Consider the following 22,592-nt stretch of genomic DNA (forward strand, 5'->3'; position numbering starts at 1 on the left):
CCCGAGCGTCAACCCCGGACATCAGGTCGCCGCGGGCGGGTCATGCCGCCACGGCGGAAAGCTCGAAGCGCGCGCGACCGCCGAGCCGGGGCTTCTGATGGGGATCGACGTGCGGGGGCGGGATGAACCACACCTCGCCCGGCGAGGCGGTGATCTGCCACCCGTCGCGGTGGATCATGTGATGGCAGAAACTGCAGAGCAACACTCCATTCGACAGGTCGGTGCGGCCGAGATGTCGTTCCCACCAGCGGATGTGATGAGCATCGACGTAGGCGATGTTCTGACCGCAGCTGGCGCAGCCGCCATCGCGCTCGGCGAGGGCCAGACGTTGGGCTCGAGTGAAGAGGCGGGCCGACCGGCCGAGGTCGAGCGGCAGGCCGCCACCGCCGAGCACGACCGGAATGAGTTCGGCATCGGCACACAGGCGTCGCGCCGTTGATGCGGCGATCGGCTGATCGATGCCGTCGACGGTCGCCACGCCGAGCCGGGAGCTCAGGGCGTCAAGATCCATCCTGACGATGACCGTGGTCTTGGCGGCTGGTGCGGGTGCAACGGTGCAACCGAGGCAGTGCCGGGCGAGTTCAGCGAGTGCGTCGGCCTGCATCTGCGGGATTGTGCGGGTGTCGGCGATCACCGAGGCGCCAGCGCCGGCGCCGGCGCCTGCCGAGTTCGCGGCCTCGCCCACACCGTCGGTGCCTGCCGAGTTCGCGGCCTCGCCCACAGCGCCGGCGCCTGCCGAGTTCGCGGCCTCGCCGACTGCGCCGGTGCCTGCCGAGTTCGCGCCCTCGCCCGCTCCGCCGGCGTGAGAGCGGACGTCGACATCGCCATCGCGCCGACGATGGAGCGCGTCGGTCACCATTGCTTCGAGGGCTGCCTTCACAGGTGCCGCAGTCGCCGGGTCGAGGCGGGCATTCAGGAGGAGCATGCCGTTGGAGTCTTCGCGGATCGTCAGCGAGCGCTGCTGCCAGCGCTCTTCGTCGCGCGGCTCGAGGCCGTCTTGGTCGAGCCGCGCTTCGGCGAGCTTGACCGCCCGAGTCACGAGGCTGAGGCTGTTGCCGGTGGCGAACGCCACCAGCTCGGATTCGTAGCGCAGTGCCCGATCGTGATCGACGCGCGGCCGGACGCGTTCGAGCATGGCGGTGATCATGCCCGCGGCATCCGTGCTGATACTGCCCTTCTCGAGGGCGGCAGCGACGGCCGGATGCCTCGCCGGGAGCCGCTCGCCGGTGAACGAGGACCGCGACCTGGTCGACTCGCCGACCGCGATGAGCTTGGCGGCTTCAGCGGTCGTGCCGCCAGTGGATGCCGCAAGCAGGCGCACCGGGTTGTGGAAGCCCTGCTGCTTCGCGAGCCCGTCGGCACCGAACTCTGCGCTCGACCGACGCGCGACCTCGGACGCCAATCGAGCCAGCATCGCATCGGCGTCGCGTCGAAGCTGCGCAATCGCATCGGTGACCGCGACGACACCGGCGTTGCTCATCTGCTCGATCTCGCCCTGCGCATCGCCAGGCGGCGTTGAGCTGAACGCAGGCCGCGCCGCAGCCCACGCGGCACGGGCCTCATCGAGCGCCTGCTCGAGCGGCCGCAGCGGGTTCGTCATGCTTCGATCCTTGCAGGGGCCACTGACATTGGTTGGTGGCGGTTCCCGCCCCTGACCGGCACTTTTCCTGTGGAGAAACCGCACGCATGTTCACCTGTTGAGGAGGAGTCGGACCACGATCACGACCACGGGCGCGACGTTGCGGCCAGCTGAAGTTCCGGCTCGCGCCGAAATCCCTTGGACCCGCGGCCGCACGCGCCGATACCGTAGCTCAGAAGGAGGCACCATGCCGATGAACGATCGAATTGTCGAACCAGGTTCCGAGACGGATCTCGCGATCGAGCGGGCGCTGGAGGCGGCGAATCTGCGCGCAGGAGATTCCGCGACATCCACCTCCGCCGTCGTGGAGGGGTGGGAACCGTCCGCCGCTGAGGCGGGCGACATCGGTGGCGCGGTCGACGGCGACTAGCTCACGTCGCCTCGCAGTCAGCTGACGACGCGGCGCCCTTCGAACGCACGACCGAGCGTGACCTCGTCGGCGTACTCGAGGTCGCCGCCGACCGGAAGGCCCGACGCGAGACGTGTCACCTTGATCTCGAGCGTGGTGAGCAGGCGGCTGAGATAGGTCGCCGTCGCCTCGCCCTCGAGGTTCGGGTCGGTCGCGATGATCACCTCGTTCACGGTGCCGTCGGCGAGCCGCTGCATGAGCTGGCGGATGCGGAGCTCGTCGGGTCCGATGCCGTCGATCGGGCTGATGGCGCCACCGAGCACGTGGTACAACCCGCGGAACTCGCGGGTGCGCTCGATCGCGACCACGTCTTTCGCCTCCTCGACGACGCAGATGAAGCTCGGGTCGCGGCGGGGGTCGCGGCAGATCGAGCAGGTCTGCTGCTCCGAGACGTTGCCGCAGATCTCGCAGAACCGCACCTTGTCGCGCACCTCGAGCAGGATCTCGGCGAGACGCGTGACGTCGAAGTGCTCGGTCTGCACGATGTGGAACGCGATTCGCTGCGCCGACTTCGGCCCGATGCCGGGCAGACGCCCGAGTTCGTCGATCAGCTCTTGGACGATGCCTTCGTACACGTGCTATCCGCGCTCCCCGAAGCCCGGGCCGCCGGGCGCCTCGACCTCTTCGAGGAACGTCGCGCCCAGCACCTCGCGCACGACGGCCTCGCCGTACCGCTGAATGCCGCCGTCGACGGATGCCGCGGAGCGCGGACGCGCGGTCGCGGCCGGCGTCTGCGCGATGACCTCGGGTACCGGGCCGGGATCGAACGGGGGCTCGACGTCGTCGGCGGGCGGCGCGTCGACTTCGTCGGGTACTGCCTCGAGGTCGGATGCCGCGGCCGGCGCATCTGCCAGCGCCGTCGCCGTGCGCGCGCTCGAGGCCTGGCGCTGCGGGCTCCCGCCGGGTGAGCCGTTACCGCTCGAGGATGCCGGTGCCTCGGGGGTCGCCGGATCGTCCGTCGGGATCGCGACGGTCGTCCACGAGTCGACGACGCTCGCCGACGGTGGGGTGGCTGGCGTCGACGGCCGGGGCGTCGCGGGTTCCGAAGCGCTCGGGCGGGCGGGCGGTTCGGCCTCGCCGGCCTGGCTGCCGATGACCCGCGGCAGGAACTTGACCTGCACGCCGAGCACATCGGCGATGGCCGCCCGCAGCAGATCGGCGGGTTTCTGCGGGCCGGTGCCGCCTCGAAGGTCTTGCACGTCGTTCTGGCTCGGGAATCCGAGCACGAGCACGCTCTCGTCGCTGCGGTAGTCGATCACCTTGGCGGTCATGGCCGCGATCCACGCCGAGCGCTTGGTGCGCTCGAGCACTCCGAGGATCTCGGGCCACGCATCGCGGATCAGCTGTACGGTCACCGGCCCGACGGGTCGCTCCGCTGGTCGAGCGCCGCCCGCCGAAGCCGCCTCCGCGGGTCGAGTAGCGCCCGGCGCAGCCGCCTCCGTTGGTCGAGTAGCGCCCGGCGCAGCCGGACGCGTATCGAGACCAGGCTCCGCGTCTGCGACCGATGGGGTCTCGATACGCGTCGCGCTGTCGCGCGGCGCTACTCGACCACCAGACGTCGCCTCCGGCGGCGCTACTCGACCACCGCCCGGCGCAGCCGCCTCTGTTGGTCGAGTAGGGCGCGGCGAAGCCGCACCCGTATCGAGACCAGGCTCCGCGTCTGCGGCAGATGTGGTCTCGATACGCGTCGCGCTGTCGCGCGGCGCTACTCGACCACCAGACGTCGCCTCCGGCGGCGCTACTCGACCACCGGACTCTGCACCGAGCGCTTCGCGCCCACCGGCATCCGCCGCGGCATCCGACACCCCGACGCGACGCTCGAGACGCTCGACCCGCGCGAGCGCTCCACGCTCGGTGTCGTCGGAGCTCGGCACGAGCACGCGCGCGAGCATGAGCTCGAGGTGCAACCGCGGCGACGTGGCGCCCGTCATCTCGGTGAGCGTCTGGTTCACGAGGTCGGCGACGCGCGAGAGCTCGGCCGAGCCGAACGCCGCCGCCTGCGTCGCCATTCGCGCGAGCTCGTCTTCGGGCACACCGCGCAGCACCGCTGCTGCCGCCTCGGGCGACGACGCGGCGACGACGATGAGGTCGCGCAACCGCTCGAGCAGGTCTTCGACGAAGCGTCGCGGATCTTGCCCGGTCTGCACCACCCGGTCGGCGGCGGCGAAGGCGCCCGCAGCATCTCGAGCCCCGATCGCGTCGACCACCTCGTCGAGCAGCGCGCCGTGCGTGTAGCCGAGCAGCGCGACCGCACGCTCGTAGTCGATGGTCGACCCCTCGGACCCGGCCATGAGCTGGTCGAGCAGTGACAGCGTGTCTCGCGGCGAGCCGCCGCCGGCACGCACCACCAGGGGCAGCACCCCAGGAGCGACCTCGACGCCCTCTTCGGCGCAGAGCTGCTGCACGTACTCGAGCATCGGGCCGGGCGGAACCAGGCGGAACGGGTAGTGATGCGTGCGCGAGCGGATCGTGCCGAGCACCTTGTCGGGCTCGGTCGTCGCGAAGATGAACTTGACGTGCTCGGGCGGCTCTTCGACGAGCTTGAGCAGCGCGTTGAAGCCCTGCGGCGTGACCATGTGCGCCTCGTCGAGGATGAAGATCTTGTACCGGTCGCGCGCCGGAGCGAACACCGCGCGCTCACGCAGGTCGCGCGCATCGTCGACGCCGTTGTGCGAGGCCGCGTCGATCTCGACGACGTCGAGCGAACCGCCGCCACCCCGCGAGAGCTCGACGCAGCTGGGGCACGTGCCGCACGGGACATCCGTCGGGCCCTCGACGCAGTTCAGGCACCGCGCGAGGATGCGCGCCGACGTCGTCTTGCCGCACCCGCGCGGCCCACTGAAGAGGTACGCGTGATTGACGCGATCGGTGCGAAGCGCCGTCATGAGCGGCTCGGTCACCTGCGACTGGCCGATCATCTCGGCGAACGTCTCAGGCCGGTAGCGGCGATACAGGGCGGTGACCACGGATCAATCGTAGTTGCCGCCGGTGACACCGAGTCCGGATGCCGCGGCTCGCCGTTTCGTACCGGTCGTGCCGTTCACCTCGCAGGCCGGATGCCGCTGCCGACCCTCCTCATTCGACACGACCGAGGCGCCCCAGTTCCTCCTTGGAGCCGTTGCGGACGACCAGCTGGGAGCCGTCGACCTCGACGAATGCGGTGTCGGTGAGCCATGCCTCGGGTGCGTCGCACTCGGCGGCGCTGGTGCCGAGCGAGTCGGTGAACACCCTGCCGTCGTCACCTTGCGTCCAGTTGCCATCGAGGTCGGCGCAGCCGTCGAAGCCGGTGACGGCCCCATCAGCCTCGAAGGTCACGTGCGCGGCGCCCTCGGCGACGGACCCCCACGTGCCGACGTGGTGCGGCACCGGGGGGCCTTCGGGGTCGGGTGCGGAGGACGCAGCACACCCCGAAACGGTGCTGAGCAGGGCGGTGGTGAGGAGTGCCGCGGCGGTGATGCGGGTGGTGCCGGTGGTGCGTAGGGTCAAGACGGGTTCCACTTCATGAGACTTCTGGGGTGAAGATCCGGTGGAGCGGGGCTCGCAATCGCCACGAGCTCCGCTCCACCGGTTTTGGGGTTCCGGTGCGTGAGGACCTTCCTCATTCGCACCGGGGGGATCACTTATCCGGCCACGAGCACCACGTACCCTGCCGACGTCGGGCTCTCGGCGGTGCCGTGCAGGTCGGTGTAGAAGACCTGGACGGTGATCGTCAGCCCGACATCCTCTGCGACCTGCGTGTAGGTGCTCGCCGTGGCTCCCTCGATGGCGACCCCGTCACGGAACCACTGGTAGGTGAATCCGGGGTCGTCCTCGTTGAAGCCGTCGCCGTCGGTCGGCGGCGTCACGGTGAGCAGCCCGCTCGGCGACGCCACGATGGTCGGCAGCGTCGGCACGTCGTTCTGGTTCTCCACCACGTTGGCGGTGACCGGTGAGGTCGCCGTGCGGAAGAAGCCGTCGGCGTCGCGGTACGCCACCGTGACCCGGAGGAACGATCCGACCGCGAGGTCGTCGGGGATGTAGGTGTTCGTGGTCGGGTCCTGCCCGGCGTTCACGTTCACCACCACCAGCGGCTCCCACTCGGTCACGTTCCCGGCGTCCTCGCCCTCGCCGGCCCACCACGTGTACTGCACGTTGGTGAACCCGGTGGCATCGATCGCGCCGCCACCGACCGCCTGGAGGGTCGCGGTGATCGGCTGGTCCTCGACCGGGCTGTCGGTGCTCAGGGCGAGCTCCGCGGTCGCTTCGCACGCCTCCCAGGCGTCGCCGGCGGCGTTCAGCGTCGCGCACCCGTCGGCGAACTGGAGCACCTCGAAGCCATGGATGACGTCGACGCCATCGGACTCCTCGACCTCCTGCACCACGACGTGGTCGACCTGCCAGTAGCCGTTCGGCAGCTGGGTGATCTGGTACGACCCGATCGGGTTGTTGTAGAACGCGGTGTCGAGCGAGGCCGCGGCGTCCTCGTCATCGATCACGATCTCGCGAACGATGTCGAGGTCACCGGGGTTGATCTCACCCGAGAACACGCGCGCCTGCACCTGAGCGGCACTGTCGAACCGCTCACCCGTGGGCGTGTGCACCAGCTGCACCCGCAGCATGGCGTCACCGTCGAGGAAGTCGTTGCCACCTCGGCCCTCGACCACGTCGCTGCCCACACCGCCGATCACGATCTCGTGCACACCGTCGGTGTCGGACTCGGGCGTGCCCCGCAGGAACGGTGCCGCGTAGTCGAACGGCGCACCCGCCGGCCGCAGCAGCTCCGTGAGCCCGTCCACCAGGGTGAGGCTCTCCTCGGTCGCCTTCGTCAGCGGGATCTCGTTCTCCAGCAGGTCATCGGGCGACACCATCGCGCCGCGCAGCGTGTCGTTGCCCTGACCGCCCGAGAGCGCCTCGAGGTGGTCGAACCGCGACGGCAGCGGGTTCTGCTGCTGGAAGACTCGCGAGAACGCGAAGTCCGCCGTGACGTTCAGGGTCTCCCCGTAGTACGTCAGCCAGTCGAACCCGAGGTTGCCCAGGTGACGGTCGGTGCCGACGGCCCTGCCGATGAGGATGTCGTCACCGCCCTCGCCCTCGATGTCGTCGTTGCCGAGTCCACCGATGACCACGTCGTTCCCACCGAGCACGTCGGTCTGGAACTGGTCGGCGTTGTCACCCTGCAGCAGGTCGGCGTGGCTCGAACCTTCGACCCAGTCGTCGTGTTCGCCACCGAAGACCGTCATGCGACCGGAGGTGCCGAGGACCACGTCATCGCCCATTCCGGCGAAGGTCGTCTTCGGGTCGCCGCCGCCCATGATGAAGTCGTCGCCGATTCCACCGATGGTCAGGTCGATGCCGGGTCCGGCGTTGATCGCGTCGTTGCCCTGCATGCCCTTGATGTTGTCGTCGCCGAATGAGTCGGTGATGATGTCATCGCCCGGGCCGCCGACCAGCGCGTCGTTGCCGGCGCCGCCTTCGATGACGTCGTCGCCTCCGTAACCCCAGAGTGCGTCGTCACCCTCGTCGCCGCGGATCCGGTCCGCGTCGGGCGTGCCGTGCAGCTCGATGTGCTCGTCGCCATCCCAGCGCCACGTCCCGTCGGGCATCTGGAGCAGGCCTTCCGGAAGCGGGTCCGGCAGGTTCTCCAGATCGAGGATCGGGTCGTGCAGCGCGAAGATGTCGGCCGGCAGGTTCGAGGCATCCGTGTTCCGCTGGATCAGGTCGGAGAACGTGTTGCCCTCCAGTGCTGCGAACAGCTGCTGACCCTGGTTGCGGAACAGGTAGTAGAACCGGTCACCGAACTGGAGCGCCTCCATCTGCATCTCGAAGACGAAGTTGAACGTCGAGCCCAGCATGCCGCCGAACGGGTTGAGCCGCTCAGCGAGACCGCCGACCCAGAAGTCCACGTCCTCGAGACCGGTGACGGTCTCTCCGTTGACATTCGCGTAGTCGCCGGTGCTGTTCATGAAGTCCAGCCGGTCGCCAGGTGCCTCCACCGGAGCCGGTGCGAGCGCTGCCAACGCCACCTCGGTGTCGAGGCTGACCGCGCTCGCCGAACCCAGGATGTGCACCTGCTGCGGAGCGAGCCTCGTGAGCTCGGCGGTCAGCTCGGGCGTGAGCCCGGTCGGCGGCACGAGCAGCAGCGGGGCGCCGTTCAGTCCTGCGGCCGGCGATGCTGCGAGCGCGTCGGGGAAGTTCGCACCCGTGGCGAGGTACACGCTGTCCCCGCCCGGCTCGAAGAACTCCTGGCTGATCGCGATCGCCGTCAGGTAGCGGTCGGCACCGCCCAGACGCGTCACAGATCCCGCCGTGTAGCCCGCGAGCTGCGAGGCCACCCCCGCGGATACCGCCGCCTCGGAACCGAGGATCACGATCTCCGAGGGTTCGAGCGCCTCGAGCGCCGCGGCCGTCTCGGCCGGAAGCGCCGTCGGGTTGACGAGGAGCACGGGGCTCTCGTCTCGCGCGGCCACCGCGCCCCCACCGAGTGCGTCGGGGAAGTTGAACCCGTTCGTGATGAACACCCTTCCACCCGGGTTGGGGAACTCATCCGCGATCAACGCGGCCGTCTCGAACCGGTTGACACCGGCGATCCGCTCGGCCGCTGGAGCGCCGGGCGTCACGGACTGGAGCAACGCGTTCAGGGTGGTCTCAGCGTTCGGACCCACAGTGCCCGGGCCGCCCAGGATCACGATGCGCTCGGGCCTGAGGTTCCCGATCGCCTGCGCCGTCGGCGCCGGGATCGCGTCAGGCGCCGCGAGCAGGATCGGTCCGCCCAGGGCGGCCGCGAGCGGCCCGCCAGCCAGCGCGTCGGGGAAGTTCGCCCCGGCCGCGACGAAGACCACGGGAACCGGCCCAGTGAAGTGCCGTTCGGCAATCAACTGCGCCGTGTGGTACCGGTCGTTTCCGCCGTGACGGACGACGAACTCCTCGCCCTGCGGGGCACCGTTCACGAGCAGCGCGGCGGCCTCCCGCTTCTCCTCGAGAGTGGTGGCGTCGAGGATCGACTGGTGCTGGCCGTAGGCGGCGACGAAGTTCACCAGCGAGGCATTGCTGCCACCCCGGCCGAAGTTGTCGCCGTTCTTGATGTTCAGCCCGAAGTCGGTCCAGCTGGTGTACGGCCGGAGGCTGGGCTCGTTGGTCGCCGCGAAGAACGTGCGACGCGCGTCCTGCAGCGGCGGAATGCCGACATCACGAGCGCGGAGCAGGTTGATCGTCGCGAGGTCGAGCGGCAGGCCGAGCAGCTGGTTGCGCAGCGTGTCGACGATGTGCTCGTCGATCTGGCTGCCGACCTGCGCGGTCGTGCCGTTGATGATCGAGCCGGCCGCCTCCTCGGGCGTCAGCGTCCCGTCGAGGTCGTACGCCGCCGGGTTGAGGAACCCGTCGAAGAGCGGAACCGCTTCGAACTCCTGCGTGCCTCCTTCGACCGCCTCACGGCCGATCGTGTCGGTCATCATCGAGTGGCCGAATCGGTACACGACGTGCGCGAACTCGGCGAAGATCGCCGGGTCGACACCGGGGTTGTAGCTGTTCTCGTTGAAGACGACCTCGTCGATCGTCGGGGCGACCTTGCGTCCGAACTCCTCGAACACGAGGTGCTGGTACTGCATCTCGGTCGCGAACTTCGCCGCCTGGAAGAGGCGCTGCTCGTAGGTCCAGTCGTCGTCCTCGGGCTGCGGCAGCGCCTCGCCGGCCTTGGCCGACGGGAAGCTGTGCGCCTCGCCACGGAACGCGTTCGCGAACTCCTCGAGGTTCCCGCTCTCGAGCTCGGGACGCTCTCCGTTCAGCAGATCCTCGATCTGCCCGACCATGCGGTTGTGCTCGGCGTGGAACACGTGGTGCACCGCCGTGAGGCCGATGTTCTCGTTCACGCGACCGTCGCCCGCGATGAAGTGGGCACCGAGGGTGACGTTGTCATAGCCCGCGAGCACCGGCTGACCGGCCTCGTCGAGGATCGGCTCGCCGTTCTCGTCGTAGCGGGGCAGCAGCTCACCCGTCGCCTCGTCGACCACCGGCGTCGCGCCGTGGGCGATGTCGTCGAGGAACGCGTGGCCGGTGCCCAGCGCGTCGGCCGTCGAGACCGGGTTCGACGTGTCGCCCTCGACGAACTCGACGTCGTCGACGTTCGGTCCGGTCGACACGACGAGCTGCGGCAGCCCTCGCTCCGAACCGGGGATGAAGTGACCGTACTGGTCGGTGAGCAGCAGGGGGACGTCGAGCACGTCGGCGTCGGTCAGGTCGATGCCGAGCACCTCGCGCGCCTGGGCCTTCACGTCGTTCCAGGTCGCCATGCCGCTCTCGTGGGCACTGCCCTCGAGCAGACGCCCGGTCGAGTTGCCGTCGGCGTCGTACTCACGCAGGAACACCTGGTGCGACGGGTGCGACGAGTACGTCTGGTTCTGGTCGATGAACGGCGTCGTCAGGTTGACGTGCTCGGTCGTCGGGTTGCCCTGCGCGTCGTCGATGCGCGTTGCGCGGGTGAGCGTGAGGAAGTTCGTGCGCGAACCCTCGACGTACAGCGGGTCGTCGGGCTGGAGCGGCACGATCAGGGTGCCGTTGCCGCCCTTGGCCACGAGGTCGAGGCCGTGGTCGAAGAACTGCCCGAAGAAGCCCATGAACGTGTTGAAGGGAGCCGAGAGTCCCTCGTCAGGCGCGGTGTTCGGGATGATCACCCGGTCGGTTCCGGCGGTGGTCTCATCCTGGAACGCGGTGCCGGCGTCGAGCTGGTTCACGATCGCCGGGTTGTTCGTGGTCTGGTCGACGATGAGGTTCGAGATGGTACGCGGGTCGCTGTCGTACACGATGCCGTCGGTCTGCTCGTAGCAGGTGAGGCCCGGCTCGCACATCGCGACCACCTCGGCCGGGTTGCCGGGAGGACCGGTGGGCGGCGTCGTGCCCGGGAACGGCGGGTTCGGGTCGGCCTGGCGCCATTCCGGCGCAAGAAGGCGCGGGAACGCCTGGTCGGCCGAACCGTACTGCGCCTGGCCGACGAGCAGGTTGTTCTCGCTCCCGTCGACCGTCCGCACGCCGAGCGTGCGGGCGTCGCCGTTCACGCACTTGCCACTGAGGTCGGTGTCGCTCCCGCAGCGCAGCGGGTTCCCGGCGGCATGCGACTCCGAGATCTGGATCTGCCGAAGGATGAACTCCAGGTCGTTCTGATTCAGCACGAACGCCGGCGTCTCGTCAGTGACCGCTCGCGCGGTCGTCGGTGGCTGCATGGCCACCAGCGTCACGACCAGCGTGACGCATGCCAGCACCGCGAGCCACAGGCGCATCAAGCGCCCGCTTCCGGCGCTGTGTCGGGCGGGTGGATGGACAGATGACATTTGCTGCGCCTCTCGGTGGCCTGCATCAGGCTCAATTCGGGTCGACGGCGGGTGCGGCGTCAGCGCACCAACCGATGAGAGGTGTCGACGGGTTCTCTCACTGAAGCAAATCTTCAGGTTCTCGTCAGGTTGCGTCAACGTCGAAGTGAGGAAAACCCCTCGTTTTGGGGGACAGCGTTGCCGAGACGGGGTACGAAGAAGCCCGCCGCCGGATCTGACGGCCCGATCAGGGCCTTCGGACCGACCGAGACCAGCGCCAGGTAGATCCACGGGAACAACATCCAGAACCCGTTCGTGAAGGTGAAGCTGATGCCGAGTGTGGCGAAAAGTGGGAGAGCGCCCAGCCGATCTGGACTCCTGAGCCACATGAGCACCAGCATCAACGCGAACAGGATCAGACCGATGATCCCGGAGTCGTAGATCGTCGAGACCCAGACGTTGCCGACATACCCCTCCGTGACGTTGGTGATGTCGATCGGATGCCGCTGCGGATAGGAGTTCACACCCAGCCCCGTGAGCCAGCCGTTCGCGCTGTTGAGATCGTCGAACGCGATGTCCCACGTGCGGATGCGGTACAGTCCCGTGCCATCCTGCGCCGAGAAGATGTTGCTGGCCTTCCAGAGCAGCGACTCCTGCTCACTGTTCGACGGCAGGGCCGCGATCACTGCGATGACGATCGCGAGCACCAGCGGCAACAGGGCCACGGCGTGCTTGCGGTAGGTGAGTGCCAGCGCGATACCCAGCACCGCCAGGCAGATCCACGTGGCTCGCGTGTTGGTGAGCACGGCGGCGAGCGAGATGACGACGGCGGAGACGATGTGCACCCGCCCGAGCCGACGACGCCAGTAGAACATCACGGCCAGCCACCCCGCACAGATCGAGCCCATCAGGTTGGCTTCGAGCGCGAGCCCTCGCACGCGCCACAGCACGCCTCCCTGGGGAGGTATGAGCAGAGGTGGGCCGGTCAGGCCCGTGACCAGAAGGAGGAGGCACACGCCGCAGAGCACGGCAAGGGCCGACGTACCCATCCGCACCACCCACACGGGATCGGAGACTCGACCGCTGACGAGGAAGTACGCGCCGACACCGGCGATGAGCATGCCCAGCATGTAGTAGCTCCTGACAGGCTCCTCCGCCGCGGTGGCACTGGCGAACGCGGAGGCCACCAACCAGGCGGCGGCAGCGGCGGCGACCAGGATGCTGAACCAGCCGAGCTTCCGGATGCCGCGGGGGTCGAGCAGCGCGGCGACGCCGGCGAGCACGAGGGCGAAGATCTCGATGCGCAGGTTCGCCGGGCCGAGGGCGATGGTGACGGAGTTGGCCCAGCTCAGCACGAGGAGGACGACAAGGGCGCGATCGAGCCTGCTCGCGACGAGAGGGAGGAAGATCAGGGTCGCGATGGCGAGCACGACCAGGACGATGCCGGACACTCCTGGCTCAGTCACTGCCCCTCCCCGATGTCTCACGCACATCGCGCCGAGCCATTCGCCGCAGCCTCGTGCCGGTCCGCAGCAGTTCGGCCGGGTCGGCCCGTCGGAAGAGCAACAGGTTGCGCACGGGAACACCGAACCTCGTCCGTAGCCAGAATACGTTCATCCCACCCGCCGCGATGCTTCCCGCCGTGGTGGCCCAGGCCGCCCCGATCGCTCCGTGATCGGGCACCCAGAGCACGAGGGCCAGCAGATTCACGGTCATGCCGATGACGAGGGACCAGCTCGCCAGTCCGGGGCGGCCTCGCGCGCGGAGACCGGCCCCCGACACGGAGCCGGGGTTCCCGAGCACCAGACCGATCAGGAGCACGAAGACCACGACGACCGCCTCCGAGAACTCGCCGCCGAAGAAGAACGGAATCGCCCAGATCGACAGCAACCCGACCCCGATCGCAGCCGCCAGCGTGATCAGCGTCGAGACCCGCGTGGCCGCCTCCAATCGCGACTGGTCCTGGCGAGCCGACTCGAGTGAGAAGGTCACGTCCCGCACGGCTGCGTTGAACACGAGGGCGATCTCGCTGACGGTGACGGCCACGGTGTAGATGCCCAGGGCGTAGGCGCCGGCGAACGGAACCATGAGCGTCTGGTCCACTCTCGAAAGCAGGATCCCGGCGAGGGAGCCGATCCAGACCCGGCCTCCGAACGCGACGAGCGCGGAGAACGGTGCAGCTGCAGCCCGCTCTTCGACGACGTGTCTTCGGAACGGCAGCGCCAGATAGACCAGGATGCCTGCGACGGAGGTCCAGGCGATGGCGAGGGTCGCGCTGGTAGGCGTGAGGGTCGACGAGAGCGCCAAGGCGCAGATGATCACCAGCCGCGACGCGGAGCTCAGGATCCGGTCGGAGGTGACCAGCCACCAGGCGCGGTATGCGTAGGCGAGCCCTCGAAGGCCCGCTTGCACCAGGGACGGCGTGCAGGCGATCGAAGCCAGGAGGATCATCCGGCCGAGCGACTCGTCGTCGGCCGACAGGAACGGGGTCAGGACGGCGATGAGCAGGGTCCCCACGAAACCGAGGGCGCCGAGCGCGATGAGGGAGATGGACACGGTCCAGCCCTCGCGAGCCGGCCGCTTGGCCGCGAAGTAGGTCAACGCCTCGGGCAGGCCGAGGGTGAACACGCTCGTGGCGAGGAACAGCGGGGTCGTGGCCGCGGCCACTTCGCCTCGACCGACGACGCCCAGTGACTGGGCGAGCACGGGGGCGGTGATCAGGCCGGCCAACGGCGTGACGAGGTTGCCGAATGTGGAGATCGCGACTCCGCTGCGAAGCCCGCTCACGTGCCCTCACCCCGCTCGCCACGAAGACGCCAGAGCAACGAACGGCAGACGATCGACAACGCCCTGGCCGTGACGGCCACGCCCGGCGCACCGTACCGAAACGCCGCACCCGTCACACGAAGCTGCTCCCTGGTCGCGTTCGGCCTTCGTGTCGCGACCTCGAGCGTCTGCGTCAGAATGAAGTCCGCCACGAGCCGCCGGCCATACCGCGACAGCCGGTCACGTGCCCAGCGGATCGACCCGTCGGGTGTGATGCGGCTGATCATCGAATCGGGCGAGAGGTGGAGGTCCACGAGCGGGCGGTCCACTTGCAGCACCTCGATCTCGGGGAATCGGGAGTAGACATCCATCAACCAACCGATGTCCTGGTGAAACGGCAGCGAGGCATCGAATGGAACGTCGATCGCAAGCGACCTCGGGAACATCAAGGTCGAGCTCTGGATGAATCCCTGCGGCGCCCGCAGCGTCTTCTTGCGGAAGAGATAGCTCGGCAGGTCTTCACCCGCTTCGAACTTGATGCGCGGGACGATGCCGAGCTCGCCGCCCGTCGGCGTCACCGGACGCAGCATGCAGGTGGCGAACCAGTGGCGATCTCCTCGAGCCGTCGCGGCCAGGTCGAGCTGAGCGCGCAGTTTCTCGGCGTGCCACACGTCGTCATCATCGAGCAGCGCAACGATGCCGGAACGGGCCGCGACGATGCCGGCCTGCCGCGCCGCGTTTCCACCTACCCCGACCCCCGCGTGCACGACCCTCACGGAAGCGTGATCGTCGAACGGCCACAGGTCGACGGCAGGATCGCCGTCGACGCAGACGATCACCTCCGCCGGTGCTGCCGACTGGTTCAAGGCGGAGGCGATCGCTCGCACCAACGTCGACCGACCGACCGTGGGAATGACGACACTCACCCCTGACGCTGTCGCAGCTACCACGGCCAAACCGTTCCGGGCGTCATGCTCGAAGCACCGCCATCGCGTAATGGCGGAATCGACGAGCTTCCAGGCCCCAGGACTGGTCGGGTCTGTGGTCGGGCCTGCGACTGCGGACCGCACGAACCGAGTACACGACCGCACGACTCGCAAGGCCCAGCGCGACGACGGCTTTCCACAGGTGCTGCTCGACCGGGTTGCGCGCCAAGTCCGACGAATAGAAGTCGAACAGGTTCGTGATCCACGCCGCATTCACCCTGCGCGCATGGCCCGCCGTGCTCGTTCCCATCGCATGTTCAACGCGAACCGTCGAATCGAGGATGACGCGATACCCGGCCTTGCGGGCCCGGTGACAGAGTTCGACGTCCTCCGCGTACATGAACCACCGGGAGCTGATCCCGCCGACGCGATCCCAGCACGATCTCGAGATCAGCAGGCAGGCCCCGGTCACCCACTCGACGTCACGTTGCCCGTGCAGCTGGTTGGGAAGCAGGTAGTGCCCCTCCAAGACGGGTGCGAATCTTCCGAGCCTCGAGAGACCCGAATAGTGCGTGAACATCCGCCACAGGGTGGGTTGGTGACCCGCAGAGACGATCTTGAGTCGCCCGCCCGGATGACAGATCAACGGGGCGACGACACCGACACGTGCCACGTCGGCGAGGTTCGACGATGCCGTCAACACCGCCGCCGCATCGGCGACCGCGTCGGGGTTCAAGAGACAGAACACGTCGCCACGTGCGTGCTCGACTCCGAGACGGACACCGTTGGCGAATCCCCCGTTGCTGCCCGACCGAACGGTGGTCACCCAGGGGAACTGCCCTGTGACCAATTCGGGTGTTCCGTCACTGGATGCGTTGTCGACGACGATCACCTCTCCGGCGGCATCCGAATGGAGCCTCGAGAGCGCCGAAAGGCACGACCGAATGACGTCGAGACTGTTGTACGTCACGATGATCACCGATATGCGAGGCGTGGTCTCGCGCGCGCTCGGGTTCCGCAGCGCGCTCACCTGGCCTCGCCCTTCAGCGCCTGGTGCACAGCTCGACGGGTCCGCACGGCCACAGACTCCCAGCCGGTCGACGGTTCAGGATGCCTCGGTGAACTCGCACCGGTCGCCAGGGCCCGCTCGAGAGCAGCCCCGATGGATTCGATGGAGTGCGGATCGAAGTACGACTCGGCGACGCCGATCTCGCGGAACACTCCGATGTCGCTGGCGATGGTGCGGGCCGAGAAGTAGGCCGCCTCCAAGAGCGGAAGCCCGAAGCCCTCACCCAAAGACGGAAACGCGAACAGCTCGCAATGACGATAGAGCCAGGCGAGCTCGCCATCCGTCACATGACCCAGGAAACGCACGCTCCCGGGCACCTCGACCCCGTCGAGTCCGGGGTCCTTGCCATCCGCTGCACCGACGATGACGAGGTCGTAGGAGGAGCTCAAGCGCGGCGAGGACGAGTATGCCGCGATCAGTGCTCGAAGGTTCTTCCGGTAGTTCAGTCGCCCCACCGCGAGGATGTATGGTCGCTCCGCCTCGGGTAAGGCCGTCGGGCGGCGGCTCACCGCCAGGGCCAGCGCGGTCGGCACGCCCAGTCCGACGGCTTCGACGCGCTCACGCAACCGGGGCCACGCGTGCTGAATCCTGCGCTGTTCGCTCCTCGACGACGTCAGCACGAGGTCGGCGTTGCGCGTGCCGACGCCGATTCCTGAGAAGTACGCGAGCTCAGGCAGCGTGAACCAGTTCGGGTGGTCGACGAACAGGGCGTCGTGCACGAACGTCACTCGCTTCGTCGAGGCGAACGTTCCGCGCCACGGGGTGAAGTTCTGGGTGATCACGACGTCGTAGGGTGCGGCGATGCGCCCGATCCGACCCGTGACCCAGAGCCCGTGATTCCGCACTCGCGGCGGGATCTCGACGAAGCCGATCCCGGCATCGAATCCGTGGTGCGATTCGAGCGACGCGGGTGGGCTGCTAGGCAGGGCAACGGTCAAGCGATCGTCTGGGTACTGCGCACTCCACGCCGCAATCAGGGATCCGACCACGTTCCGCCCCGACGGCGGACCGTCCAGCAGCCAATACCCATCGAACAGCACGGAGAGTGGCGCGCCGACGCGCTCATCCGTCGACGTCATCACCGGATCCTGCAACACGCGATCACCCGCGCCTCGACACGTCGGCGACACCGCGGACGGACGACTCGGGCTCGACTCGCGGAGACGCCAGGCCGGCGACATCCAGGAGTCGTGCGAGCACCTCTCCCGAATAGTGCGCCCTGATGTACACATCGTTCGCTGTGCCATTCGTCGTGGTCCAGAGACCGTCGGCCTGCGCACGCTGCATGAGATGGAAGAGCCGGGGTGTGGCCTCGATCTGATGGGTCGGGATGCCGCTCCGGACGAGTTGCACGTGAATCCACACGTCGTCGGCGGTCGAGCACGACGTCACGAACGCGTCACCCGCGGCAGCAAGTGCTTCTCCGGCCAGCGGAGGATAGATCACCCCCGACACACCGGTCGCGAAGTTGAGGAGGCTCGGGTCGGCGTCTGACGCCTCAGCCTGGCCCCCCGACGGCTCGATCCAGCTCGAGTACGGGGCGACAGCCTGCCCATCGAACCGGATCCGATGAGCTCTGAAGCAGTGAACAACGTCGGGCTGTCGCAAGAACGCCGACTCGAGGCGCTCGAGCCAGTACTTCGGATACACGACGTCGTCGTCAGCCGTGACGAACGGTGATGCTGACGATTCGGGCAACCGAACGTAGGGATAGTACTTCGTGTGCGGTCCGTAGTTCCGATCGGAGAGGCGGATCTCCAAGCCCCTCCGCGCGAGCCTCCGCAGGGCTGCGGGCAGGTCGTTCAGCGTGGCCGGGTCGTCGATCCAGAGGATCATCCGTTGGGGACGCACAGCACCCCGGGCTATCGATTCGATGGCGAGCGCAGAACCCGCCACCCGGGCCCCGTGGGTCGTCAAGGTCACCGTCGAGATGCCGCGGCCGAGAACGGACGTGCGGGACACCAGATTCCGAACGGCAAGAGCGCTCTCGACGGCCTTCCGCCGGATGGCGTCACGCAGCCTCCCCGCGACCGACCTTGCGCGCGTGCCCATGATTGCGACCGTGCGGTTCGTTCGATGCACCGGGAGTACGTGCACCCGCTGGTCCGTCGACGTCATAGCCGAGCCAGACCTGCCGTCGGCTGGCCGTCGTCACCGTGCCATCCGCGCGCTCGGGCCGGCGATGCGATCAACCCCCGCAGCGCTCGCTCGTAGTCGGCGCAGACGTCGTCCCAGGTGTACGCGGTCCCTGCGCGTGCTCGCGCCCCGGCCGACAGGCGGTCCTGCTCCGATCGATCGAGCAGCAGCGTGTCGATCGCCACCGCGATCTGCTCGGGGTCGGCTTCCACGAACACGCCATGGTGCTGCAGCACCTCGCGGTTGTACGGGGTGTCGCGCGCGACCGTGGGGGCACCCGCCGCCATCGCCTGCACGAGGGCGGGGTTCGTGCCCCCGACGCTGTGGCCGTGGAAGTACGCGCCGGCGTGCTGCCAGAGGCTCTGCAGCAGGTCGTCGTCGGAGATGTGCCCGTAGGCGTGCACGTTGCCGTGGCGCTCAGCCAGGTCGTGGGCGATCTCGTCGAACTCGCCGCCGTACCCCGAGGAGCCGACGATGACCACCGGCTGCCGATCCGCGATCCGTTCCACGGCCTGGAAGAACTCGGGAATGGTGTTCTCGGGCACGAAGCGCGCCACCACGAGGGCGTATCCCCGATGCGTCAACCCGGGCTGCACGGGGAGCTCGCGCACCACGTCGCCCCCGTATGGAATGAAGAGTCCGTCGCGGCCGAACTCGGACAGCCATCGCCGACCGATCTCCTCGGCGTCGACGATGATCTCGGTGGCCCACCGCGCGGTCAGCCGAGCCCCGGTGACGAACATCACCTTCGCGGCCTTGCCCCACTTCTCGCGATCCCACTCGATGCCGTCGACGTTCACGAGGGTCGGGATGCCCCGAGCCCTCAGCATGGGGAGGAAGAACCCGTTCGCGACGTTCATGATGAGCGCGACATCGGGCTTGCGCTTCATGGTGTCGAGCGAGGCGGTGAACCCGTGCGAAAGCGTGCTGAACGACTTCGATTCCAACCCGCGGGTGGTGATGCACGTGATTCGCGGGTCGCGCTGGGGATCGTCCGGCTCCGTCGTTCCCTCACGCCCATAGACGGTGACCTCCCAGCCGTGCTCGGCGAGGTATGGGGCGATCTTGCGCACGGCCGTCTCGAACCCGCCGTAGTAGCTGGGGTATCCGCGGGTGCCGAGGATGACGACTGAGGGCATGGTGTGGAGCTTCCGACTCTGGTGACCGCGAGGTTCACTCAAGCAAAGGTACAGTCAATCGGCAGCGTTGCACGTGACCGATTGAGCGATCGTAAGGTTTGCTCAAGCAAACGCAAAGTCGATCGGAAGCGTGGCGCGGGACTCTATGCCCGTGATCTCCTCGATCGCTCGGCCGTCCTGCCGGGTGCGGCGTCGCCGTGATCGCCGCCGAAGACGTCGTCGAGGTCGTGGCTCACACCGTAGGTGTAGTTGCCGTAGCCGTAGCTGTCGGGGCCCTTCGTCGGCAGCATCGTGACCACGACGCCGAGCAGGCGACTGCCGATCGCGTCGAGCGCGCGCACGGCGCCGGCCAGCTCCTGCTTCTTCGTCGACCCCGACGCAGCCACGAGGATCGCGCCACCGGTGAGCTTCGAGACCACCGCGGCATCCGTCACCAGAAGCAGCGGCGGCGCGTCGATGAGCACGTAATCGAACTGCGAGGTCAGCCGCTCGAGCACCCGTGCCATGGCCGCCGACCCGAGCAGCTCGCTCGGGTTCGGTGGGATGCGACCCGACGGCAGCACGTAGAGGTCTCCGCGGCCCCACTTCTGCAGCACGTCGACCAGCTCGGCACGGCCGATCAGCACGTCGGTGAGACCCACCCCGCCCTCGATGCCGAGGTACTCCGCGAGCTTCGGCATGCGCAGGTCGCCGTCGATGAGCGCCACCTTGGCGCCCGTCTCGGCGAGCGAGATCGCGAGGTTGGCCGTGGTCGTGGACTTGCCCTCACCTGGCCCGGCGCTCGAGATGACGAAGCTGCGCGGACCGTCTTCGACGTTGATGAACTGCAGGTTCGTGCGAAGGCTGCGGAATGACTCGGCCCGCGGATTGCGCGGATCGGCGTAGACGATCAGCGGGCGCCGGCTCGCGTCGGGGTCGAGCGCGATACCGCCGAGCAACGGCTTGTCGGTGACCTGCTCGATGTCACGCAACGAGTGGATGCGGGTGTCGAGCACGCTGCGCAGCACGGCGATGCCGATGCCGAGCGCGAGGCCGATGAGCCCGCCGAGCGCGAGGTTCAGGGGCACGTTGGGGCTCGACGCCGAGGTGGGCACATCGGCGGGCTGGATCGTCTCGATCTTCACGAGGCTCGGCGCGGCGCCCTCGGGCTTCTCGAGCTCGTTCACCACGACGTCGGCGAAGTTGCGCCCGGTCGAGTTCGCGATCTCGGCGGCCAGTTCGGGCTCGCTGTCGGTCACCGAGATCTCGATGAGCACCGTGTTGAGCGGTGAGGTCGCCGCGACCTGCGTGGCGAGTTGCCGTCGCGTCGTGTCGGTGAGCTGCAACTCGTCGATGACCCGGTCGAGCACGATCGCGCTGTCGACGACGTCGACGTAGCTCGTGACCGCCTGGCGGGCGAAGTTCGTGCCCTGCACGAGGTCACCGGTGGCGACGCTGTCGCCCGAACGCACCGACACGTACAGCTCGGTCGTGGCGACGTACTTCGGGGTGACGATGACCGAGAACGCTGCTGCGGCGGCGATTCCGAGCAGGACGCAGCCGACGATGAGCACCCAGTGCTTGTGGAGAATGCGCAGGTACTCGCGTGGATCCACCGTGTTCCTTCCCGTTGGCGGCAACCCCCCTCGGCGCAGCCGGAGATCATTCTCACATACCGGGCGAACGTGCCGGACGCCCACACCGGATGTGCGGCGTGCGTGCCGAAGGATGTCACAGGTATGGCATCAAATGCCTTATGCCCGCTCTGCCGCGCGTATGAGGAGCGCGACCGTCGCCTTGACGGCGGGCACCAGCTGTGCCGCGGAGCTCTCGTAGATGGCGGCAGATCGACGGAAGGGGTCCACGACATCGGCGTCATCGGGCGAGGCGAAAGGCTGTACCACGCCGCGGAGAGACGCGGCCGCAACGACGGCCTCACGAAGCTTCGCGCCGACGCCCGGTTCGCGTTCGGGTGACTGGGCTGACTGCGCAGCGGCGTCGAGGTCGGCATCGGTTACGGAAGCCGCGAGGTGCGCGAACTCCCGTAGCGTGAAGGTGCGGCGAGTCACCGCCGGGACGAGCTCCACGATCGCGCGGCGGTGCTCACGAGAGAGACCGAGCACGAGGTCGACGTCGCGGATGAGCTGCTCGTCGACCTGACGAGCGACGTGCGCAGCGGCATCCGTCACTCCGTAGCGGGCCGCGATGGCCGCAGCCTCGGCGGGCATCCCATCGCCGACCATGGCGTAAGTGCCGGCACTGGAAACCGTGACGCCCTCGATGCCGGCAAGGCCCGCGCGCAGCAGCTGTTCGGCCAACGGAGACCGACAGATGTTGCCCGAGCACACCGTCAAGATTCGGAAGCTCACGCGGGACGACTCCTAGTTCTCTCGCACGTCTCGCCAATGGCGCTCCCGAGGACTTCCCGGACACCATGGCTCGCGACGACAGAGGTGTGCTCACCGTATTCGTAGGAGGCAGCAGCGGCGCCGATCCTCAGAAGCAGGCACGCGACCATGAGCACCCACTGTTCGAGCAGGATGAACGGGTGGTCAAGGGGTTCCAAGGGCGAGTCCCTCCAGGCTGACGGCACTCCCTTGGTGCAGCCGGATCAAGTCTTCCATACCAACGTCGCTCTTCGACGAACGCCGGGTCACCGATGGTTCGGGCCGAATACATGCCGGCCGTGCGCAGGTCGCTCCGATGGTCGATTTCCGCCGCTGCATTCCGGACGGGCCACACCAAGCGGCGGAGGTGGCTATTTCAGCGGCTCATGCCCAATTGCGGCGAGAAGCGCACCGTACTGGCGTAGCATGCTCTGACCGGAAGGGGGCCGAATGACGGCGACAACGATGACCCCGGCTCAGCTCACGAGGTTCGAGGCCAGGCTGCGCGCTGAGCGCACCGACGCCGAAGAGCGGCTCGCCGAGTTCGACGACGCGATGTCCGAGGTGCGTACGGCGAGATCGGATGCCACGGCCGACGACGAGCACGACCCCGAAGGCCCGACGATGACGCAGGAGTGGTCGCAGCGCACCGCCGTGCTCGCCGACGTTCGCGCCGAGCTGACCGAGATCGAACACGCCCTCGCCCGCATCGCCGACGGCACCTACGGCATCTGCGCCCGGTGCGGCAAGCGAATCACCGTCGCCCGACTCGACGCCCGACCTACCGCGACGCTCTGCATAGACTGCGCGCGGCTCGCTCGCTGAGGAAATCGGTCGCTGCGGCATCCGATATGTCGCGAAAGT

The 22,592-nt window shown here is 68.2% G+C and carries 16 protein-coding genes; 2 read left to right on the forward strand and 14 right to left on the reverse strand.

The features are described 5' to 3' along the window. Window positions 1-40: 40 nt before the first annotated feature. Window positions 41-1,600, reverse strand: coding sequence for an HNH endonuclease signature motif containing protein (locus tag HUS56_RS06100; RefSeq protein WP_173922486.1), 1,560 nt, complete (start codon window positions 1,598-1,600; stop codon window positions 41-43). A 232-nt stretch (window positions 1,601-1,832) separates the two neighbouring features. On the opposite strand from HUS56_RS06100, the gene HUS56_RS06105 reads away from it, so the two are divergent. Continuing rightward, window positions 1,833-2,009 carry a hypothetical protein gene (locus HUS56_RS06105; protein ID WP_173922487.1) on the forward strand — a complete coding sequence of 59 codons (177 nt, stop codon included), beginning with the start codon at window positions 1,833-1,835 and terminating at the stop codon, window positions 2,007-2,009. A 17-nt stretch (window positions 2,010-2,026) separates the two neighbouring features. On the opposite strand, the gene recR is transcribed toward HUS56_RS06105, so the two are convergent. The 13 genes from recR to HUS56_RS06170 all read right to left on the reverse strand — a co-directional run bounded on the left by recR (window position 2,027) and on the right by HUS56_RS06170 (window position 21,710). Then, window positions 2,027-2,623, reverse strand: coding sequence for a recombination mediator RecR (gene recR, locus HUS56_RS06110; RefSeq protein ID WP_173922488.1), 597 nt, complete (start codon window positions 2,621-2,623; stop codon window positions 2,027-2,029). 3 nt (window positions 2,624-2,626) lie between these two features. Beyond that, window positions 2,627-5,014 carry a DNA polymerase III subunit gamma and tau gene (locus tag HUS56_RS06115; protein WP_173922489.1) on the reverse strand — a complete coding sequence of 796 codons (2,388 nt, stop codon included), beginning with the start codon at window positions 5,012-5,014 and terminating at the stop codon, window positions 2,627-2,629. A 109-nt stretch (window positions 5,015-5,123) separates the two neighbouring features. Continuing rightward, entirely contained in the window at window positions 5,124-5,534 is a 411-nt protein-coding gene (locus HUS56_RS06120) for an META domain-containing protein (protein ID WP_173922490.1), read from the reverse strand. Between the two features lie 134 nt (window positions 5,535-5,668). Then, complete coding sequence (locus HUS56_RS06125; RefSeq protein ID WP_173922491.1) at window positions 5,669-11,296, reverse strand: peroxidase family protein; 5,628 nt, start codon at window positions 11,294-11,296, stop codon at window positions 5,669-5,671. A gap of 185 nt (window positions 11,297-11,481) precedes the next feature. Further along, window positions 11,482-12,792: an O-antigen ligase gene (locus tag HUS56_RS06130; RefSeq protein ID WP_173922492.1), complete on the reverse strand. Its 1,311-nt coding sequence runs from the start codon at window positions 12,790-12,792 to the stop codon at window positions 11,482-11,484. Next, window positions 12,785-14,113, reverse strand: a complete 1,329-nt coding sequence (locus HUS56_RS06135) for an oligosaccharide flippase family protein (RefSeq protein WP_173922493.1) — start codon at window positions 14,111-14,113, stop codon at window positions 12,785-12,787. The genes HUS56_RS06130 and HUS56_RS06135 overlap by 8 nt, the downstream gene beginning before the upstream one ends. Continuing rightward, window positions 14,110-15,018 carry a glycosyltransferase family A protein gene (locus HUS56_RS06140; RefSeq protein ID WP_173922494.1) on the reverse strand — a complete coding sequence of 303 codons (909 nt, stop codon included), beginning with the start codon at window positions 15,016-15,018 and terminating at the stop codon, window positions 14,110-14,112. Before HUS56_RS06140 ends, HUS56_RS06135 begins: the two co-directional genes overlap by 4 nt. A gap of 43 nt (window positions 15,019-15,061) precedes the next feature. Further along, window positions 15,062-16,048 carry a glycosyltransferase family 2 protein gene (locus tag HUS56_RS06145; protein ID WP_371808296.1) on the reverse strand — a complete coding sequence of 329 codons (987 nt, stop codon included), beginning with the start codon at window positions 16,046-16,048 and terminating at the stop codon, window positions 15,062-15,064. After that, the gene (locus HUS56_RS06150) at window positions 16,045-17,166 is read right to left on the reverse strand and encodes a glycosyltransferase family 1 protein (protein ID WP_173922496.1); all 1,122 of its coding nucleotides are present in this window, start codon (window positions 17,164-17,166) and stop codon (window positions 16,045-16,047) included. The genes HUS56_RS06145 and HUS56_RS06150 overlap by 4 nt, the downstream gene beginning before the upstream one ends. 22 nt (window positions 17,167-17,188) lie before the next feature. After that, window positions 17,189-17,923, reverse strand: a complete 735-nt coding sequence (locus HUS56_RS06155) for a glycosyltransferase (RefSeq protein WP_173922497.1) — start codon at window positions 17,921-17,923, stop codon at window positions 17,189-17,191. A 278-nt stretch (window positions 17,924-18,201) separates the two neighbouring features. After that, on the reverse strand, window positions 18,202-19,362 hold the full coding sequence (locus HUS56_RS06160) for a glycosyltransferase (protein ID WP_173922498.1): 1,161 nt from the start codon (window positions 19,360-19,362) through the stop codon (window positions 18,202-18,204). A gap of 143 nt (window positions 19,363-19,505) precedes the next feature. Next, window positions 19,506-20,957, reverse strand: a complete 1,452-nt coding sequence (locus HUS56_RS06165) for a polysaccharide biosynthesis tyrosine autokinase (RefSeq protein ID WP_173922499.1) — start codon at window positions 20,955-20,957, stop codon at window positions 19,506-19,508. Between the two features lie 138 nt (window positions 20,958-21,095). Continuing rightward, entirely contained in the window at window positions 21,096-21,710 is a 615-nt protein-coding gene (locus HUS56_RS06170) for a low molecular weight phosphatase family protein (protein WP_173922500.1), read from the reverse strand. A gap of 468 nt (window positions 21,711-22,178) precedes the next feature. Between HUS56_RS06170 and HUS56_RS06175 the strand changes: the two genes are divergently transcribed. Continuing rightward, complete coding sequence (locus HUS56_RS06175; protein WP_217423946.1) at window positions 22,179-22,553, forward strand: TraR/DksA C4-type zinc finger protein; 375 nt, start codon at window positions 22,179-22,181, stop codon at window positions 22,551-22,553. Window positions 22,554-22,592: the final 39 nt, after the last annotated feature.

It is taken from the genome of Agromyces sp. Marseille-P2726 (assembly GCF_902809835.1).
Classification (GTDB): Bacteria; Actinomycetota; Actinomycetes; order Actinomycetales; family Microbacteriaceae; genus Agromyces.

What these genes read in the sequence shown, in the direction of transcription:
- HUS56_RS06100 (WP_173922486.1), bottom strand. Translation starts at nt 1,600, where the DNA reads ATGACGAACCCGCTGCGGCCGCTCGAGCAGGCGCTCGATGAGGCCCGT.
- HUS56_RS06105 (WP_173922487.1), top strand. Translation starts at nt 1,833, where the DNA reads ATGAACGATCGAATTGTCGAACCAGGTTCCGAGACGGATCTCGCGATC.
- HUS56_RS06125 (WP_173922491.1), bottom strand. Translation starts at nt 11,296, where the DNA reads ATGCGCCTGTGGCTCGCGGTGCTGGCATGCGTCACGCTGGTCGTGACG.
- HUS56_RS06150 (WP_173922496.1), bottom strand. Translation starts at nt 17,166, where the DNA reads ATGACGTCGACGGATGAGCGCGTCGGCGCGCCACTCTCCGTGCTGTTC.
- HUS56_RS06155 (WP_173922497.1), bottom strand. Translation starts at nt 17,923, where the DNA reads ATGATCCTCTGGATCGACGACCCGGCCACGCTGAACGACCTGCCCGCA.
- HUS56_RS06160 (WP_173922498.1), bottom strand. Translation starts at nt 19,362, where the DNA reads ATGCCCTCAGTCGTCATCCTCGGCACCCGCGGATACCCCAGCTACTAC.
- HUS56_RS06175 (WP_217423946.1), top strand. Translation starts at nt 22,179, where the DNA reads ATGACGGCGACAACGATGACCCCGGCTCAGCTCACGAGGTTCGAGGCC.